Source organism: Pararhodobacter sp. (assembly GCF_036802785.1).
GTDB lineage: Bacteria > Pseudomonadota > Alphaproteobacteria > Rhodobacterales > Rhodobacteraceae > Pararhodobacter.
Genome location: NZ_DAIRVN010000058.1, coordinates 14,400 through 30,486 on the forward strand (window position 1 = coordinate 14,400; position 16,087 = coordinate 30,486).

General features: G+C 64.7%; 15 protein-coding genes. 3 read left to right on the forward strand and 12 right to left on the reverse strand.

Translation table 11 applies throughout. From position 1 onward, the window contains the following. Positions 1 to 8 precede the first annotated feature (8 nt). The 7 genes from V7Q53_RS17035 to V7Q53_RS17065 form a co-directional block, all read right to left on the reverse strand. Complete coding sequence (locus V7Q53_RS17035) at positions 9 to 977, reverse strand: type II secretion system F family protein (protein WP_333829909.1); 969 nt, start codon at positions 975 to 977, stop codon at positions 9 to 11. 3 nt (positions 978 to 980) lie between these two features. Next, the gene (locus tag V7Q53_RS17040) at positions 981 to 2,432 is read right to left on the reverse strand and encodes a CpaF family protein (RefSeq protein WP_333829910.1); all 1,452 of its coding nucleotides are present in this window, start codon (positions 2,430 to 2,432) and stop codon (positions 981 to 983) included. 11 nt (positions 2,433 to 2,443) lie between these two features. Beyond that, the gene (locus V7Q53_RS17045) at positions 2,444 to 3,682 is read right to left on the reverse strand and encodes an AAA family ATPase (protein WP_333829911.1); all 1,239 of its coding nucleotides are present in this window, start codon (positions 3,680 to 3,682) and stop codon (positions 2,444 to 2,446) included. A 240-nt stretch (positions 3,683 to 3,922) separates the two neighbouring features. Beyond that, on the reverse strand, positions 3,923 to 4,540 hold the full coding sequence (locus V7Q53_RS17050) for an OmpA family protein (protein ID WP_442954447.1): 618 nt from the start codon (positions 4,538 to 4,540) through the stop codon (positions 3,923 to 3,925). A gap of 13 nt (positions 4,541 to 4,553) precedes the next feature. Next, a complete protein-coding gene (locus tag V7Q53_RS17055; protein WP_333829929.1) occupies positions 4,554 to 5,888 on the reverse strand; it encodes a type II and III secretion system protein family protein in 1,335 nt (444 codons plus the stop codon). A gap of 251 nt (positions 5,889 to 6,139) precedes the next feature. Next, positions 6,140 to 6,964, reverse strand: a complete 825-nt coding sequence (gene cpaB, locus V7Q53_RS17060; RefSeq protein WP_333829912.1) for a Flp pilus assembly protein CpaB — start codon at positions 6,962 to 6,964, stop codon at positions 6,140 to 6,142. Between the two features lie 188 nt (positions 6,965 to 7,152). Then, a complete protein-coding gene (locus tag V7Q53_RS17065) occupies positions 7,153 to 7,386 on the reverse strand; it encodes a Flp family type IVb pilin (RefSeq protein WP_333829913.1) in 234 nt (77 codons plus the stop codon). Positions 7,387 to 7,701: 315 nt separating this feature from the next. Between V7Q53_RS17065 and V7Q53_RS17070 the strand changes: the two genes are divergently transcribed. Then, complete coding sequence (locus V7Q53_RS17070; RefSeq protein WP_333829914.1) at positions 7,702 to 8,577, forward strand: lytic transglycosylase domain-containing protein; 876 nt, start codon at positions 7,702 to 7,704, stop codon at positions 8,575 to 8,577. Positions 8,578 to 8,593: 16 nt separating this feature from the next. On the opposite strand, the gene V7Q53_RS17075 is transcribed toward V7Q53_RS17070, so the two are convergent. Both V7Q53_RS17075 and V7Q53_RS17080 read right to left on the reverse strand, forming a co-directional pair. Next, the gene (locus V7Q53_RS17075) at positions 8,594 to 9,646 is read right to left on the reverse strand and encodes a quinone-dependent dihydroorotate dehydrogenase (RefSeq protein ID WP_333829915.1); all 1,053 of its coding nucleotides are present in this window, start codon (positions 9,644 to 9,646) and stop codon (positions 8,594 to 8,596) included. Next, positions 9,646 to 9,984 carry a DUF952 domain-containing protein gene (locus tag V7Q53_RS17080; RefSeq protein ID WP_333829916.1) on the reverse strand — a complete coding sequence of 113 codons (339 nt, stop codon included), beginning with the start codon at positions 9,982 to 9,984 and terminating at the stop codon, positions 9,646 to 9,648. The genes V7Q53_RS17075 and V7Q53_RS17080 overlap by 1 nt, the downstream gene beginning before the upstream one ends. Before the next feature lie 222 nt (positions 9,985 to 10,206). Between V7Q53_RS17080 and V7Q53_RS17085 the strand changes: the two genes are divergently transcribed. Further along, entirely contained in the window at positions 10,207 to 11,823 is a 1,617-nt protein-coding gene (locus tag V7Q53_RS17085) for a bifunctional metallophosphatase/5'-nucleotidase (protein ID WP_333829917.1), read from the forward strand. 145 nt (positions 11,824 to 11,968) lie between these two features. On the opposite strand, the gene V7Q53_RS17090 is transcribed toward V7Q53_RS17085, so the two are convergent. Beyond that, positions 11,969 to 13,195, reverse strand: a complete 1,227-nt coding sequence (locus tag V7Q53_RS17090) for a urate hydroxylase PuuD (protein ID WP_333829918.1) — start codon at positions 13,193 to 13,195, stop codon at positions 11,969 to 11,971. A 113-nt stretch (positions 13,196 to 13,308) separates the two neighbouring features. Between V7Q53_RS17090 and V7Q53_RS17095 the strand changes: the two genes are divergently transcribed. Further along, a complete protein-coding gene (locus V7Q53_RS17095) occupies positions 13,309 to 14,229 on the forward strand; it encodes a LysR family transcriptional regulator (protein ID WP_333829919.1) in 921 nt (306 codons plus the stop codon). Between the two features lie 8 nt (positions 14,230 to 14,237). Here V7Q53_RS17095 and V7Q53_RS17100 read toward each other — a convergent pair whose 3' ends face one another. After that, positions 14,238 to 15,494, reverse strand: a complete 1,257-nt coding sequence (locus V7Q53_RS17100; protein ID WP_333829922.1) for a glycosyltransferase family 4 protein — start codon at positions 15,492 to 15,494, stop codon at positions 14,238 to 14,240. Between the two features lie 75 nt (positions 15,495 to 15,569). Beyond that, positions 15,570 to 15,926: a hydroxyisourate hydrolase gene (uraH, locus tag V7Q53_RS17105; RefSeq protein WP_333829924.1), complete on the reverse strand. Its 357-nt coding sequence runs from the start codon at positions 15,924 to 15,926 to the stop codon at positions 15,570 to 15,572. Between the last annotated feature and the right edge of the window lie 161 nt (positions 15,927 to 16,087).

Sequence of the window (16,087 nt, forward strand, 5' to 3'; positions counted from 1 at the left end):
CACTCCGTTCAGACCTGAATATTGACCATTTTACGCATGTAGAGAACGTTCAGCCCCAGAAAGGCGAAGACCACGATGGAGACCGGGATAAAAAGCGCGGTTTCCTTGACCTCATCATAGTAGTCGGGCTTGAGAAGGCTGATCATCAGCATCGCCGCGATGGGGAAGGCGGACAGGAAGGTGCCTGACCATTTCGCCTCGGCGGTGATGGCGCGGACCTTGCGGAACAGTTTGAAGCGCGCGCGCACCACCTTTGACAGCCCGTCCAGAATATCGGCCAGATTGCCGCCTGATTGCTGCTGGATCGTCACCGCGACGGCCAGAAAGCGCAGATCCTGCATATCGAGGCGCTCGGCAAAGCTCATCAGCGCCTCACCCATGTCGCGGCCATAGGCGGCCTCATCGGCGATCAGGCCCAGTTCGGTTCCCAGCGGATCGGGGATTTCCTTGGCGGTGGCCGCCAGCGCCTGCACGAAGGGATGGCCCACCCGCAGCCCGCGCACCAGCATGTCGATGGCGTCCGGCAGTTGCTCTTCGATAAGGTTGTAGCGTTTTTTCGCTTTGCCCGAGACCCAGAACCAGACCCCGCCAATGCCCATGACAAGCGCCACCCCCAGCCTGACCATCGGCGGCGCCTCGGTCACGAGGGTAAGCACAAGGAACACGACCAGCGACAAAAGGCCCATGATGGCCAGCAGCATGGGCGGCGAAAAGGCGATCTTGCCCTTGGTCGCCTTGTCGGCGAGCAGCGCATAGAAGGGGATGCCGCGGGTCTTGCTGTGCTGGTTGATCTCCTTGCGCAGCCGGTCGATGGCTTCGGCGCGGGTGGCGCTTTCATCCAGCATCTCAAGGCGGCGGTTCATGCGGCTGCCCAGCCGGATGGAGCGGCCAAAGGCCATCAGATAGAGCGCCTCGACCAGCAGCAGGATGCCGCCGAAGATCAGCAGATAGATGATGAGGGTGGGGGAAATGGTCATGGCTTACCGGGCGTCATAGACAGAGGCCGGCAACTCATAGCCCCAGCGCTTGAAACGGTCGGCGTAATGCGAGCGGATGCCGCAGCCGGTGAAATGGCCAAGGATCTTGCCGTTGGGTTCAAGCCCGGTGCGCTCAAAGCGGAACACCTCCTGCATGGTGATGATCTCACCTTCCATCCCGGTGATCTCGGTGATCGACACCATCCGGCGCGAGCCGTCCTGCAGGCGCGAGGCCTGCACGATCAGGTTGACGGCGCTGGCGATCTGGCTGCGCACGGCCTTGAGCGGCATCTCGATGCCCGCCATGGCCACCATGTTTTCAAGCCGCGAGATGCCGTCGCGGGCCGAGTTGGCGTGGATCGTGGTCATGGAGCCGTCATGGCCGGTGTTCATGGCCTGCAGCATGTCGATCACCTCTTCACCGCGGGTTTCGCCCACAATGATCCGGTCCGGGCGCATCCTGAGTGCGTTGCGCAGGCAATCGCGCTGGGTGACGGCGCCCTTGCCTTCGACATTGGGCGGGCGGCTTTCCATCCGGCCGACATGGACCTGCTGAAGCTGAAGTTCGGCGGTATCCTCGATGGTCAGGATACGCTCGGAATTGTCGATGAAGCCGGACAGCGCGTTGAGCGTGGTGGTCTTGCCCGAACCCGTCCCGCCCGAGACGATGACATTGAGGCGAGTGGCAACCGCCGCCTCAAGATACATTGCCATCTCTTCGGAAAAGGCACCGAAGCGCACCAGATCGTCGATGCCCAGCTTCTCCTTCTTGAACTTGCGGATCGACACGAGCGAACCATCCACCGCCACCGGCGGCACCATCGCGTTGAAGCGCGAGCCATCGGCGAGGCGGGCATCGACATAGGGGTTCGATTCGTCCACCCGGCGGCCCACGGCAGAGACGATCTTGTCGATGATGCGCAGCAGGTGGCGCTCATCCTTGAAGGTGATGTCGGTCAGTTGCAGCTTGCCATCCCGCTCAACGAAAACCCGCTGCGGGCCGTTGACCAGAATGTCGTTGACCGTGTCATCCTTGAGCAGCGGCTCCAGCGGGCCAAGGCCGCGCACCTCGTGGAACAGGTCCTGGTTCAGGGTCAGCCGCTCGTCGCTGGTCAGAACGAAATTGATCTCGCTCAGTGCCTCGGCGGTGATGGCGGCGATTTCGGCGCGCAGTTCAGCCTCAGAGGCACTGTCGAGCGCGGCAAGGTTGAGGTTATCCAGCAGGCGGCTGTGCATCTCGGACTTCAGCTCGATGATGCGCTGCTTGCGGCGGCGGTCGCGGTCAGCGGGCTGCGCGGCGGCGGGCACCACGGGTGGTTTGGCGATTGCGGCCGGACGGGGCTGCATGACCGGCTGGGCAGAGCCCGAAACCGGCGCCTCCACCGGCTGCGGCACGGCGCGCGAGGGCGGGGCCGGGGTTGCACCGGGCTGCTCTTTCTTGAAACGCGAGAACATGGTCAGATCCTTCAGGCCGCAGCCCGGGTGGCGTTACGCTGGCTTTCGACAAGGCTGTGCGCCAGTTTCCGGATTTCTTTCAGAAGCGGGTTCTTGGGCGCGATCTCAGCCAGCGGAAGGCCATGGTCATTGGCATGTGTCACCTGCGCGGTGCCGTCCGGCAGCGACACTTCAATCGTGATATCAAGGCTTTCGGCCATCCGCTTGGCGCGTGACTTGCCGGACAGATCGGTGAAGCGGGGCGCACGGTTGAGCACATAATGCAGCTTGGACAGCGGCAGTTCTTCGGCCTTGAGGGCGCGGATCAGCCGCAGCGCATTCTGCGCCGAGCGCATGTCCAGCTCCATCGTGGCGTAATAGATATCGGCATGCGTCAGCACTGTTTCCGTCCATTGCACGACAGTGCCGGGCATGTCGATCACCACGAAATCGAAATTCGCGCGCGCCATGTCGATCACGCGGGCGATGTCATCGGGGGTGATCAGGTCAAGCGGCAGCATGTCTGACGCGGCGGTCAGCACTTTCAGCTTGTCGTTGAAGGTCTGCAAGGTGCTGAAAAAGAAATCGCGGTCCATCATCGCGGTGTTCGACAACAGCTCGAACACCTTTTCAGTGCGTGCCAGATCCAGATAGGTGGAGACCGAGCCGGTCTGAAGATCAAGATCCAGAAGGCAGACGCGCGGCGCATCCGGCCCCTTCAGGCTGGCCAGTTCCCACGCCAGATTGACCGCCAGCGTGGTCGCCCCGGACCCGCCGGCAAGCGGATGCACGGCGATGACCGTGCCGCATCTGTCGCCCTGCTGTTCGGTTCTGGGGGTGTTGGCAGTGGCCGGGCCGGGGGACGGCTGGCTGAGTCGCCCGATGGTGTCGTGCAAGGCGCCTTCGGGCAGCGGATAGGGCACAAAATCGCTGGCACCCAGCCGCAAAAGCCGGTGCAGAGTGATCGGCCCCAGCTCTTCGGCGATGAGGATGACATGGATGTCTAGCGCGCGTGCGCGTTGAATCACCGCCTGAACCTGCGCCATATTGGGTTCATCATCATCATCCAGCGCGATGGCGATGAATTCAAGCGCGCGGGCTTCGGGCAGGTCAAGGTATTTGAGGGCATTGTGAAAGCCCAGATCGCCCCAGCTTTCACCCAGTTCGGTTTCCATATCCTCGATCAGCAGATCAAAGTTCTGCACATCGCGCGATACGGTGCAGGCACGGATGGGGACAGGGTTTTTCACGGCTGCTGCAATACTCGACATCATACAAATCCTTCCCGCTGCTGCCTTCTGGCAGGGCCTGAGGCGGCTCCCGACGCACCAGAGGGCACGTAACCCCGGACGCTTTCAGGGCTGAGAACAGACTCGCGGTTAATGTTGGCGATAATTTGGCTAAAAAAACGTAATTGTTTGGCTGTTGGCGACAGGCTTTTGCGTCACGATTGCCGTAAAACAAGCCGCCCGCGGCCTAATAAGGCGCGGGCGGGGCAAAAGGGGCTGCGGTTACAGATAGGGCACAGGCCGGACCCATGTGGCGCTTTCGACATATTCGCGGTGAATGATGCGGGCATACTGGCCGTTCAACACTGTCGGATGGCGCTGCATGAAGCCCGAAACCTCGGTCACGGTGCGCCGGTTCTGCCGCTCGCGGGCCTGAGTGAAGATCAGCGGCTGCGTATCGCCGTAAGAGACCAGCGCCTCCAGCCGGTTCCGGCTGATCCCGCTGTGCACCAGATAATCCACCACCGCGCGCGCCCGGCGCAGGCCCAACTGGTGGTTGTAGGCCGCGCTGCCCACCAGATCGGTATGGCCGAAAACCCGGAAGGTCACTTCGGGGAACTGCCGGATCCAGGTGGCCTGACGGCGCAGGACCGCCTGCGCCCCGGCATCAAGGGTGGCGCTGTCGAAGGCAAAATTCACCGTGGTCGTCACTTCGGCCGCGAAACGCTCGGCGAGGTTGATCACGAAGGGCATCTGCCCGGTCTGCACCAGCGTGTTATGGGCGGTGGGGTTGCCAAAGCCGCCCTCGTCAAGCTGCGCGCCCACCTCGCCCATGTTCTCGCATCCGACAAGCGCTGTGCAGCCCAGACCGAGAAGAAGAAACCGTCGTGAAATCAACATCGTCACACTCGCCTCAGTCCATCACATAACCATAACCGCCACGAAAATCCTGCCGCGCCACTTCCCCCGCGCCGCCGGAACGGCCCGTCAGGCGCCCGTGCAGGAACAGATCGGCCTCATTGGGCAGGCGCACCCGGTCAGTTGGCAGCATCAGCGCCTCTCCCCGGGTGGGGGAGACCAGATGCGCGGTCACGAAAATGACCAGCTCGCTCTGATCGCGCTGATACTCCGAGCTGCGGAACAACGCGCCGAGGATCGGAATATCCGCCAGCCACGGAACCTGCCGCGTGCTGCCGCGAAAATCATCCTGCAACAGCCCGGCAATGGCAAAGCTTTCGCCGTCGCGCAACTCGACTGTGGTCGAGGTCTGGCGGCGGCGCAGTGTGGGCACCGAAACGCCGCCCGTGGTGACGGTGGTAGAGGGGTCAAGGCTGCTGACCGATGCGTTCAGCATCAGGTTGATCACATCGCCATCCAGCACTCGGGGCGTGAAGGTCAGCTCCACGCCGAAGGGGCGGTATTCGACGGTGATGGTGCCGTTTTCACCCGATACCGGCACCGGAAACTCGCCGCCCGCCAGAAAATACGCCTCCTGCCCGGAGAGCGAGGTCAGGCTGGGTTCCGAGAGGGTGCGCGCCAGCCCATTCGATTCGAGCGCCTCAAGCAGCACCTGAAACTGCACCGCGCCGATGCCGAAGCTGAAACCAAGCTGGCCGAACGACGTGCCGCCGCCCGTGATGCTGCCCCCGGTGCGGACCGTGCCGTTGCCCACACCGATGCTGCGCCCGGCGCTCATGCTCGCGCCCAGTTCCTGCGCGACGCTGCGCTGCACTTCCGAAAAACGCACCCGCAGCATCACCTGATGCGTGCCACCGACGCTCATCAGGTTTGACACGCGGTCAGGCGCGTAGCGCTCGGCCAGTTGCATCGCCGCATCCAGCCGCGCGATCGACGAGACGGTGCCCGACAGAACAATCCCGTCATTGGCGGTGCGCACCTCGATCTGCTCATTGGGCAGGATCTGGCGCAGACGCTCGCGGAATTCGGCAACATCGGGGGCTACATGCACCTCGATATTGGCGATCAGCGCGCCGTTGGGGCCCAGAATGGTCAGCGTGGTGCGCCCCGGTGCCTTGCCCAGCACATAGATCGAACGGTCCGAGAGGGTGGAGATATCCGCGATACCCGGGTTGGCGATGGAGAGCTCCGCAAAGGACACATCGCTTTCGACAACCACCGCGCGGTTCATCGCCACCACGAGGGTTTCATTCACATTGCCGCGCATGATGCGCAGCGTATCAGCCGAAGCAGGGGAATACGCGGCGGGAACAAGGCCCAGACCAAGCATCGCCAGCGTCAGGCCTGACGCAACAAACTGTCTTACATTCATGTGATCCTGCCTCGCTGACCACGCACCAAAAAATCCGGAATCTGGCGCCCCGGTGTGGTAACAGAATGCTTGAATCGGCTTTTTATTGCAAGAATCAATTGTTTGAGGCGGTATGTTGAGAGTTCATCGCGGCCGGTGTGCCATGTCTGGTGGTTTCCATGCGCAAACGCCCCAGCATCTGGGGCGCGCGGTGTTGTATTTGTGCACGTTCAGTTGGTGCAGGGGATTTCAATCATCACCACCTCAGAGCCGCGCCGGGTACGCACGGTGCAGCGCTCTGCCACCGTTTCGGCGCGTGGGGCTTCAACCCCAAGGATGTTGCGCCGGTCCACCTGAAAGATGCCCAGCGCGGTGGTGTCATCCAGCCCGACAACCGACAGCGACAGCCGCCCGGTGGACTGGCCCTGCGCCATGGTGGCCACCAGCTCTGGCGCGGCCTCGATGGTGATGCTGCGCGGGGTGCCGCTGAAGGTGCGGTCCTGATCGGCGTTTTCGTCCAGCGCGATGATGCGCACACCGCTGCTGAGCAGGCGTGTCACCTCACCCTGTTCGCCGCGCCCGGTCCAGTAGATATCCACAAGGTCCGAGGGTCGCAGCGCGCCCGAGATGCCGCTGTTGGAATCGACGCGGATGGTGAAGGCGCGCATGCCGTGCGACAGTTGTGCGGCGATTCCGGCGGGCTGGCCGGGGCGGCTGACCTTGATCTCCAGCACCGGCTCGTTCGCCTCCATCGCGCGCAGGGCGATGCGGGGGCGCGTGGCATCGGGCATCAGCGTGGCAAGGTCGCTGAACGCACCCTGCGGCAGGGCATGGCGCGGCCAGGCAACGGCGCGCACATCGGCTTCGCGGATCGGCTCGCCGTAGCGCAGGTTGCGCGCGGCGACGTAAATGTCGGTGGTTTCCATCTGCGGCTGACTGGCCTGCCGTGCGTTGACGGCGGCGATCGCATCCTGCGTCTGGCTCACATAGCTTTGCGCCATGAAGACGCCGAAACCCGCCAGCGCGAGGCCGATACCAAGAACTGCTAACTGCATACCGCGCATGGGCATTTCCTTTCTGCCGCTGGAATCTCCGTGCTGCCAGTGGCCGCCGGTGTTCCGCAATCATGTGACTCCGTAGCGTCCGGTTCTGAAACGCGGCTGAACAGCATGCGGCTCAGCGCGGGCTTCAGGCAGAGAAAAGACCGCATCAGGGATGCGGTCTTTTGGCGTATCCGGGCAGATCAGTTGGTGGGGATGGTGGCGGTTGTCGAAGACACAGCAACACCATTAGTGCTGACGGTAGCGGTGCCCACGCTGGTCGCCACGGCGGTGCCAAGCCCGCGCACTCCGCCCGAAACCGAGGCGACAACGGCAATGCCCAGACCCACGATGGCGGCGGTCAGCACGACCCAGTCGACGGTCACGGCACCGGATTCGTCGTTGTGGAAGCGCTTGATAAGGTTAAGGAATGTCATCTTGTTTTACTCCGGTTGAATGGTAATCATTGGTGCCGCGCGCAGCGTCCGGAAGGTTGGTTGGGTTGGAACCGTTACCGTGCTTGGCCATTCCTTTTCCTCAGAAACCGTGACCGGATCGGGGCAGAATTGGGCCAATTCAGGGCAAATATAGCGATTTTTTTTATCTCTATTTCGAAAAACCCGGCTTCAGCCCGGCAAAACAACAACTGTTTCGCAAACCGAAACAACGCCGCCCACGGCAGTGCCGGGTTTGAATTGCGATTCGTCGCCTCTTCTGCCACAAGGAAGTAATAAAAAAGTGTATCCGGGGCGATGCCGAGCAGCATCTCATCACGATCCCTCGTCCTCAGCGCGCTCCTGTCAGGGGCGGCGTGGGCATTTGGCGCGCCCGCCGGGGCCGATGATTTCACCTTTCGCCGGATCGCCGTGGCACCGCCCGGCACGGGGCCGCGCATCACCGTGCAGATCGACCCCGAGGAGCAGGCCCGCCGCCTTGCCCCGGTCGCCCCGCGCCCGGTGGTGCCCGCGCCGGGCCAGCCCGGACTGCCCGCCGACGTGGCAACGGCGCGGTTCGGCTGGTTCTGGACCCGGGTGCCCGCCGCGCGCGAGGCCGGTGAGGGGCGCTTTCTGCTGGCCATGCAATCGCTGCGCAACGCGCCGCAGGGGCAGGGGGTGCCGGAGCCGCGCATGCAGCACCTGCAACAGATCGCCGAAGCGCATGGCCCCGCGATTCTGCGCGCCACCGTCGGCACCGGGATATCACCGGCGCTGGCGCTGGCGGTGATCGCGGTGGAGTCCTCGGGCCGGGCGGAGGCGGTCAGCCGTGCCGGGGCACAGGGACTGATGCAACTGATCCCGGCCACCGCCAGCCGCTTCGGCGTGGCGAATTCTTTCGATCCGGTGGAAAATATCCGCGGCGGCGTGGCCTATCTGGACTGGCTGATGACCGAATTCGACCGCGATATCGTGCTGGCGCTGGCGGGTTATAATGCCGGTGAGGGGGCGGTGCGGCGCAACAACGGGGTGCCGCCCTTTGCCGAGACGCGCGATTATGTGCCACGGGTGCTGGCCGCCTGGAATGTGGCGCGGGGCCTGTGCACCACGCAGCCGGACCTGCCGACCGATGCCTGCGTCTTTGCCATATCGCAGCGCCGGGCGCAGAACGATGTGCCGCAGAGTGGTGGCTGACGGGTAAAGGGCGGCCCTAAAGCCAGGCGCTGCGCCCGGTTCCCACGGCGTCGACAAGGCTGGCATGGCCATCGCGCGCCAGCAGCGCATCCAGCCCGCGCGCGATCTCACCCACCAGCGCAAAGCCCTGATAGACCAGCGCGGAATAAAGCTGCACGGCCGATGCGCCCGCCAGAATCTTGGCATAGGCCGCCTCGGCGCTGTCGATCCCGCCCACGCCGATCAGCGGCAGCCGCCCCCCGGTCAGTTCGGAAAGCTGCGCCAGAACGCGGGTGGATTTCTCGAACAATGGCTTGCCTGACAGCCCGCCCGCCTGCCCCGCATGGGGGCTGGCGAGGCCGTCACGCGACAGGGTGGTGTTGGTGGCGATGATCCCGTCCAGCCCGGAGGCAAGCGCCACCTCGGCCAGCGCGGCGAGTTCATCAGACGAGAGGTCAGGCGCGATCTTCAGGAATACCGGAATCGGGCGCGGCAGCCCGGCGCGCGCCTCCATCACCCCGGCCAGAAGCGCGCGCAGCGCCGCCGGGCCCTGAAGGTCGCGCAGCTTCTCGGTATTGGGGGAGGAGACATTGACCGTGGCGAAATCGACATGCGCCCCGCAGCGCCGCAGCACCTGCGCGAAATCGCCCGCACGGTCCGTGCTGTCCTTGTTCGCACCCAGATTGAGGCCGATGATGCCCTCAGCCGGGCGTCTTGCCAGCCGTGCGGCGATCACCTCGGCGCCCTCGTTGTTGAAACCGAAGCGGTTGATCACCGCCCGGTCCTCAGCCAGCCGGAACAGACGCGGGCGCGGGTTACCGGGTTGCGGGCGCGGTGTGGCGGCCCCTGTCTCGATAAAGCCGAAACCGGCGCGGGTGAGGGCCGCCAAGGCGACCGCGTTCTTGTCGAACCCCGCCGCCAGCCCCACCGGATTGGGCAGGTCCAGCCCCGCCAGCCTTACCCGCTGGCGGGGGGTGGTGAAGGGGCCGGGAAGGGGGACAAGGCGCGCGCGCAGGGCCAGGAGCGCCAGCCCGTGGCCGGTTTCAGGGTCCAGCCGGTGCAACGCCGCAAGGCCCAGCCGCTCCAGCATCAGACAACCCCCTCGGGGAAGATATGCCCGGTCGCGCCCAAGGGCAGCGATTTGTCCCAGACGACATCTGCCAGCCGCAAGGGGCGGTAGAGATGCGGAAAAAGCTGCCCGCCGCGCGAGGGTTCCCAGCGCAGATCAGCGCCCAGCGTATCGGCATTGAGCGCCACCAGCACCAGATCGCTTTCGCCAATGAAATGGCGCGCGGCGGTTTCGGTCACCTGCGCGGCGGTGGACAGGTGGATATAGCCATCCGCCAGATCGACCGGCGCACCGGCAGTTTCACCCTGCTTGCGGAATTTGTCCCATTCGGACCGGCGGAAGATCTTAAAAATCAGCATGCGCTGCTCATGCCTCAACCGCTTTGTCCGGTCAATGGTTTTGGCGGCGTGAGGGGCGGGCAAGGGGGGCGCTGCCCCCCTCGCGCGTGCCGCGCTCACCCCCCGGCGTATTTCCGGCAAGATGACGCTGCCCCGCCGGGTTGCGCGGGGATTGAGGCTTTGACAGGCGCCGGGATCGCGCGCAATCTGGGCCGGTTCACAACCTTGACGGGGGTATTTTCCATGAGCAGCAGGGCCGCATTGCGCAGCTTGCTTGGATCGGTCGCATTTCTGGCGCTTGGTGCCGGGACGGGACTGGCTGGCACCACATTGCATATTCTTCACATCAACGATTTTCACAGCCGGATCGAGCCGATCAACCGCTTCGGTTCAACCTGCTCCGCCGCCGATGACGCCGAGGGCCAGTGTTTTGGCGGCGCGGCACGGCTTTACACGCTGATCAACCAGATGCGCGACGACCTCGGTGCCGGGGGCGACCCGGTGCTGGTGCTGGATGCGGGCGACGCCAGTCAGGGCTCGCTGTTTTACACCACCTATGGCGGGCAGGTTGAGGCCGATGTGCTGGAGCGGATCGGTTTTGATGCGATGGCGGTGGGCAACCATGAGTTTGACCTTGGCCCCGAGGGGCTGGCGGTGTTTCTCGATACGCTGAGCTTTCCCGTGATTTCGACCAATCTGGATGTCTCGGCCAGTAATCTGCTGGCCGGGCGGGTGCTGCCGCATGTGATTGTTGAGCGCGGCGGCCTGCGGGTGGGGCTGGTTTCGGCGCTGGCAACCGATACGCCCGAGATTGCGGCACCCGGGCCGACGGTTCAGTTTCTCGATGAGATTGAGACCCTGAGTGCCGCGGTGGCCGAACTGCAGGCCGAGGGCGCGGCGCCGATCATCGCGCTGACCCATGTGGGGTTTTCGCGCGATCTGGAGATTGCGGCGCAGGTGCCCGGCCTGGCGGCGGTGATCGGCGGGCACAGCCATACCTATCTGTCGGCCTCGGACCCGGCGCGGCAGGGGCCTTACCCCACCTGGGTTGACCGCGAAGACGGCACGATTGTGCCGGTGGTGCAGGCCGGGTCAAACGGGCGCTGGCTGGGGCATCTGGTGCTGGAACTGGACGCGGCGGGCAACCTGCTTCACGCCAGCGGCGATACGATATCGGTGGATGCCTCGGTCACGCCGGACCCGGAGATGCAGGAATGGATCGCCGGGCTGGCCGGACCGATTGAAGAGCTGAAATCGCGCGTGGTGGCCGAGGCTGCCGAGGGGATTGATGGCGACCGCACCACCTGCCGGGCGGGCGAATGCACGATGGGCAATCTGGTGACCGACGCGATGCTGGCGCGGGTGGCCGATCAGGGCATCTCGATCGCCATTCAGAACGGCGGCGGGCTGCGTGCCTCGATCGAGCCGGGGGAGGTGACGATGGGCGCGGTGCTGGCGGTGCTGCCGTTCCAGAACACGCTGGCGACCTTTCAGCTGAATGGTGCCGATATTCTGGCCGCGCTGGAGAACGGCGCGGGGCAGGTGGAACAGGGGGCCGGGCGCTTTGCGCAGGTATCGGGGCTGCGCTACGCCTTTGATCTGGCGCAGCCGCCGGGCAGCCGGGTGAGCGATGTGAGCGTGCAGGAAGACGGTGAATGGGTGCCGCTGGACCCTGAGAAGGTCTATGGCGTGGTGTCCAACGATTTCATGCGCAATGGCGGAGACGGCTACCGGATGTTCCGCGACCGGGCGGAGAATGCCTATGATTTCGGCCCCGATCTGGCGGATGTGCTGGCCGAGTATCTGGCGGAGAACAGCCCCTATCAGCCCGCTCTGGACGGGCGGATCGAGCAGCGCTGAGCGGGTTGTGGGGGCGCCGGGAGAGGGGCGGACCCCTCCCCCGGCGCCCCCACTGGTTTTACCCGCCTGCGGCGGGAGGGGGGCTGTCTGCCCCCCACGCGCGTGCCGCGCTCCCCCCGAGGATATTTCTGAACAGGTGAAAGGGTCAGGAGCCGGTCGCGCTGCGATACCAGTCACGGATCAGGGCGCGCTCGTCTTCCTCCATCCATGCGAGATTGGCGGGGGGCATGGCATGGCTGACGCCGGATTGCAGATAGATCGTGCGGGCGGCGCGGGCCACCTGCGCCTCGGTTTCCAGCACCACGCCTTTGGGTGCCCAGTTGAGGCCGGGCCAGAGCGGCTGGTCGGCGTGGCACATCGAGCAGCGGCCCATGACGATGCTGTGGACCGCATCAAACTGCGGGGCCTCGGCGAAGCGGGCGAAGGCGGGGGGCAGGGCGGAGAGGTCATTCTGGTTCTGGCGCATCGGTGCGATGGAAAGCCACATGATGGCGATGAAGATCAGCGCGGTGAGGGCCCATGTCCAGTGCGGATTGCCGCTGCGGGCGTGCTGGCTGTTGAACCAGTGGCGGATGGTGACCCCCATCAGGAATACCAGCGCGGCGATCAGCCAGTTGTATTCGCTCGCAAAAGCCAGCGGGTAGTGGTTGGACAGCATCAGGAAGATCACCGGCAACGTCAGGTAGTTGTTATGCGTCGAGCGTTGCTTGGCGATCTTGCCGTATTTTGGGTCCGGCTTACGCCCGGCGATCAGGTCGGCGACCACGATCTTCTGGTTGGGGATGATGATCGCAAACACATTGGCAGACATGATGGTGGCCGTGAACGCCCCCAGATGCAGCAGAGCCGCGCGGCCGGTGAAGACCTGCGTGTAGAACCAGCTGATCCCCACGAGAATGATATAGAGCGCGATCATCAGCCGCGTGTTGTCATCGCCGAAGCGCGACTTGCAGATCCGGTCATAGGCGAACCAGCCGACCACCAGCGAGCCTGTTGAAATGGCGATGGCCTGCCAGACCGCCAGATCCATCACATTGGGGTCGATCAGGTAGAATTCTGCGCCCAGGTAATAGATCACCGCCATCAGCGCGAAGCCCGAGAGCCATGTGGCGTAGCTTTCCCATTTGAACCATGTCAGGTGCTCGGGCATATGCGCGGGTGCCACCAGATACTTGCGGATGTGATAGAAGCCGCCGCCATGAACCTGCCATTCCTCGCCATGCGCGCCCTCCGGCAGGTCAGGCGCCTTGCGCAGCCCCAGATCGAGCGCGATGAAATAGAAGCTGGAGCCGATCCAGGCGATGGCGGTGATCACATGCAGCCAGCGCAGGGCGAATTCGGCCCAGGCGCCGAGGATGGCGAGTTCGAACATGCGCGTCTCTCTCCGATGGTTCGCGCGCAGGCTATACCCATGCGGGCCTTTCTGTTAATCCGTCAAATCGCTGAGGACTTTCAATCTGGGCCTGAAAATCACGCGGGGGCGGCATGTCTTATGTCAACAACCTGAAAATGTTCGTCCGTGTCTATGAATTGGGCAATATGTCGGCGGCGGCGCGGGATCAGCGGACCTCGCCTGCCGTGGCTTCGGGGCGGGTGTCGGAGATGGAGAAGCAGCTGGGTGTGCGGCTGTTCAACCGCACCACGCGCTCGCTGCAACCGACAGAGAACGGGCGCATCTTTTATGAGGGCGCGCTGAAGGTGCTTCAGGCGATCAGCGACGCGGAGGCTGCGGTGGCCGATGCCACGCAGAACCCGCGCGGCGTGCTGTTCGTGGGCGCGCCCTTGGGCGTGGGGCGGCGGTTCGTGGCGCCCAACCTGCCGGATTTCAAGGCGCTCTATCCGCAGATCGAACTGCGCCTGCGGCTGTCCGACCGTATTCTGGATGTCGCCGCCGAGGGGCTGGATGTGGCGCTGCATCTGGGCAGGCCCGAGGACAGCGGGCTGAAGATGCGTGTCATCGCCGAGGCACCCCGCATCATCTGTGCGGCGCCTGCCTATGTGGCGCGGCGCGGGATGCCGGTTGACGGTGCGGCGCTGGTGCGCGAGGGGCATGATTGCCTCAATCTGCGCTATCCCGGGGCGAAAGAATTTCAATGGACGCTGAGAACGCCCGCCGGGTTGCAGAAATTCGACATCTCCGGCCCCTTTGAATCGGACGACGGGGATGTGCTGACCCAATGGGCGCTGGACGGGCATGGCATTGTGCTCAAGCCGGTGTTCGAAGTGGCAGAGCATCTGCGCGCGGGCCGTCTGGTGCCGGTGGCGGAGAAATCCCCGCCCTTGCCCGTGTCGCTGAGCATCCTGACCCCTCACCGGCGGTTGCGCGACCCCAAGGTGCGGCTGTTTTCCGATTTCATCGCCGCGCGCTGCAAGGCCACGCTGGAGGGGCTGATGCGCGGCATGTGAGCGTCGTTTCAGGCGGGCGCAAGCAGGGCCTGTGCCAGTTGCGAACCCCAGGAGTGTGCCCTGTCCAGCACCTGCGCCCGGGCGGGCGCGGTCTGCCCGGCAAGTGCGCGATAGGCGGTCGGGCTGTCGATCAGCCGGGCGAGGGTGCTTTGCAGCGCTGCGGTGTCATCGGCAGGGAAGACCTCGCAGGCACCCGGCACCAGATCCTGCGCCGGAACGACCGAGCTGACAACCGAGGGCACGCCCGCCGCCGCCGCCTCGATCACCACCAGCGCCAGCCCCTCGTTGAAGCTGCTGCGCGTGGGGCAGATAAGAAGATCGGCGGCCTGCAGCGCTGCCAGCACCCCGTCAGCAGGCAGTTGACCGGCGAAGCGGATGCGCCTGGCATGGGGCGCCGCTGCAATGGCCTCCTGAAGCGCGGGCGCGGCGGTGCCGGTGCCTGCAAAGGTCAGTGTGATGTCCGGATGCTGCGTGGCGACGGCGGAAAAGGCCGCAAGCAGGTCAAACACGCCCTTGTCAGCCTCGATCCGGCCCAGAAACAACAGGTTATCCGCGCGCTGACGAGGGCGCTGGGCTGGCAGCCGCGCGGCGGGTATCTGGGGCATTTCCACAAACAGCGCTTCCGCCCTGCCGGTCAGCGCCGCCAGTTGCCGCGCGCATTCCGGCGAGGTGCAGACGGCGGCAGAGAGCCGCCGCATCCCGCGCCCGCTCAGCGCTTGTTTCAGCCGTGCTTTCGCCCCCGTCCCGCGCCGCCCCATCGGCCAGAAGGTGTTGTGCATGGTGATGATCAGCGCGCTTCCGCGGGGCAGGGCGCCATAGGCCCAGAACGGAAAATCGGTGCCCATCACCACCACATGCGGCCGGATGCGCCGCAGATGCGCCAACACCCGGCGGGCATAGCGGGCTTGTTCCAGATGCCAGCCCAGACCCTGCCGGGCCCTGTCGCGCGCGATCGGGGTGAGATGGAAGCCTGGGTGGTTGTGCGTGGGCAGGTGCGGTGGCTCGGTGATGATATGCGCTTCGGCGCCGATCCGGTCAGCGAGGGTGAAAAACTGTGTGGAATAGGCAATGATCGGCACGCGGGGGTCATGCGTGCCGGTCATCCAGTGATCAAAACTGCCCGCTGCATCGCCCGGCCCGGCGTGAAAGGCGATCCTGAACGGCTCATCCGGGGCAAGCCGGTAGCGCGCGGCAAGCCGCTGCGCGAAATCCGGCGCTGTCACGACAGATTGCGCGACGGTTTCGACCTGACCTGTGGAGGACATGCCCACCCCGCGCTGTTCACCTTGAGCGCCAAGGGTAGCGCGGGGTCAGGGGTTGCGCAACGCCCCGCAGGTGCTTCAGCTGCCGCGATAGGTGGAATAGCCGTAGGGCGACAGCAAAAGGGGCACATGGTAATGCGCCTCCGGGTCGCTCATGCCAAAGCGGATCGGCACCTGATCCAGAAACAGGGGCTCCGTTCCGGCCTGACCGGCGGTGCGCAGGTAGTCGCCCGCGTGAAACACCAGTTCAAATTGCCCCGTTGCAAAGTATTCCTTCGGCAGGATCGGCGAATCGGTGCGCCCGTCCGCGTTGGTGACCATCTCGGCCAGCAGCACCGGCGCGCCCCCGTCCAGCCGGGAAAGCGTGATGCGCAACCCCGCCGCCGGACAGCCGCGCGCGGTGTCCAGAACATGGGTTGTCAGATATCCGGCCATCCGCGCCTCCATCGGGTTGGCCGCCATTGTGCCTGACTGAGGGCAGAACGCCAGCCCGCCAGCGTGTGAAAAGTCTTTCAGCGAAAAATTGAAAAACAAGGGCTGTCAAATGGGATACCGTGACCGAGCCCGGCCCGCACAGGGCCGCCCCAACGACAGGC

Excerpts from the sequence above, each read along its gene's own strand:
- V7Q53_RS17035 (WP_333829909.1), bottom strand. The coding sequence starts at position 977 with ATGACCATTTCCCCCACCCTCATCATCTATCTGCTGATCTTCGGCGGC.
- V7Q53_RS17040 (WP_333829910.1), bottom strand. The coding sequence starts at position 2,432 with ATGTTCTCGCGTTTCAAGAAAGAGCAGCCCGGTGCAACCCCGGCCCCG.
- V7Q53_RS17045 (WP_333829911.1), bottom strand. The coding sequence starts at position 3,682 with ATGTCGAGTATTGCAGCAGCCGTGAAAAACCCTGTCCCCATCCGTGCC.
- V7Q53_RS17050 (WP_442954447.1), bottom strand. The coding sequence starts at position 4,540 with ATGTTGATTTCACGACGGTTTCTTCTTCTCGGTCTGGGCTGCACAGCG.
- V7Q53_RS17055 (WP_333829929.1), bottom strand. The coding sequence starts at position 5,888 with ATGCTTGGTCTGGGCCTTGTTCCCGCCGCGTATTCCCCTGCTTCGGCT.
- cpaB (WP_333829912.1), bottom strand. The coding sequence starts at position 6,964 with ATGCAGTTAGCAGTTCTTGGTATCGGCCTCGCGCTGGCGGGTTTCGGC.
- V7Q53_RS17065 (WP_333829913.1), bottom strand. The coding sequence starts at position 7,386 with ATGACATTCCTTAACCTTATCAAGCGCTTCCACAACGACGAATCCGGT.
- V7Q53_RS17070 (WP_333829914.1), top strand. The coding sequence starts at position 7,702 with ATGCCGAGCAGCATCTCATCACGATCCCTCGTCCTCAGCGCGCTCCTG.
- V7Q53_RS17075 (WP_333829915.1), bottom strand. The coding sequence starts at position 9,646 with ATGCTGGAGCGGCTGGGCCTTGCGGCGTTGCACCGGCTGGACCCTGAA.
- V7Q53_RS17080 (WP_333829916.1), bottom strand. The coding sequence starts at position 9,984 with ATGCTGATTTTTAAGATCTTCCGCCGGTCCGAATGGGACAAATTCCGC.
- V7Q53_RS17085 (WP_333829917.1), top strand. The coding sequence starts at position 10,207 with ATGAGCAGCAGGGCCGCATTGCGCAGCTTGCTTGGATCGGTCGCATTT.
- V7Q53_RS17090 (WP_333829918.1), bottom strand. The coding sequence starts at position 13,195 with ATGTTCGAACTCGCCATCCTCGGCGCCTGGGCCGAATTCGCCCTGCGC.
- V7Q53_RS17095 (WP_333829919.1), top strand. The coding sequence starts at position 13,309 with ATGTCTTATGTCAACAACCTGAAAATGTTCGTCCGTGTCTATGAATTG.
- V7Q53_RS17100 (WP_333829922.1), bottom strand. The coding sequence starts at position 15,494 with ATGTCCTCCACAGGTCAGGTCGAAACCGTCGCGCAATCTGTCGTGACA.
- uraH (WP_333829924.1), bottom strand. The coding sequence starts at position 15,926 with ATGGCCGGATATCTGACAACCCATGTTCTGGACACCGCGCGCGGCTGT.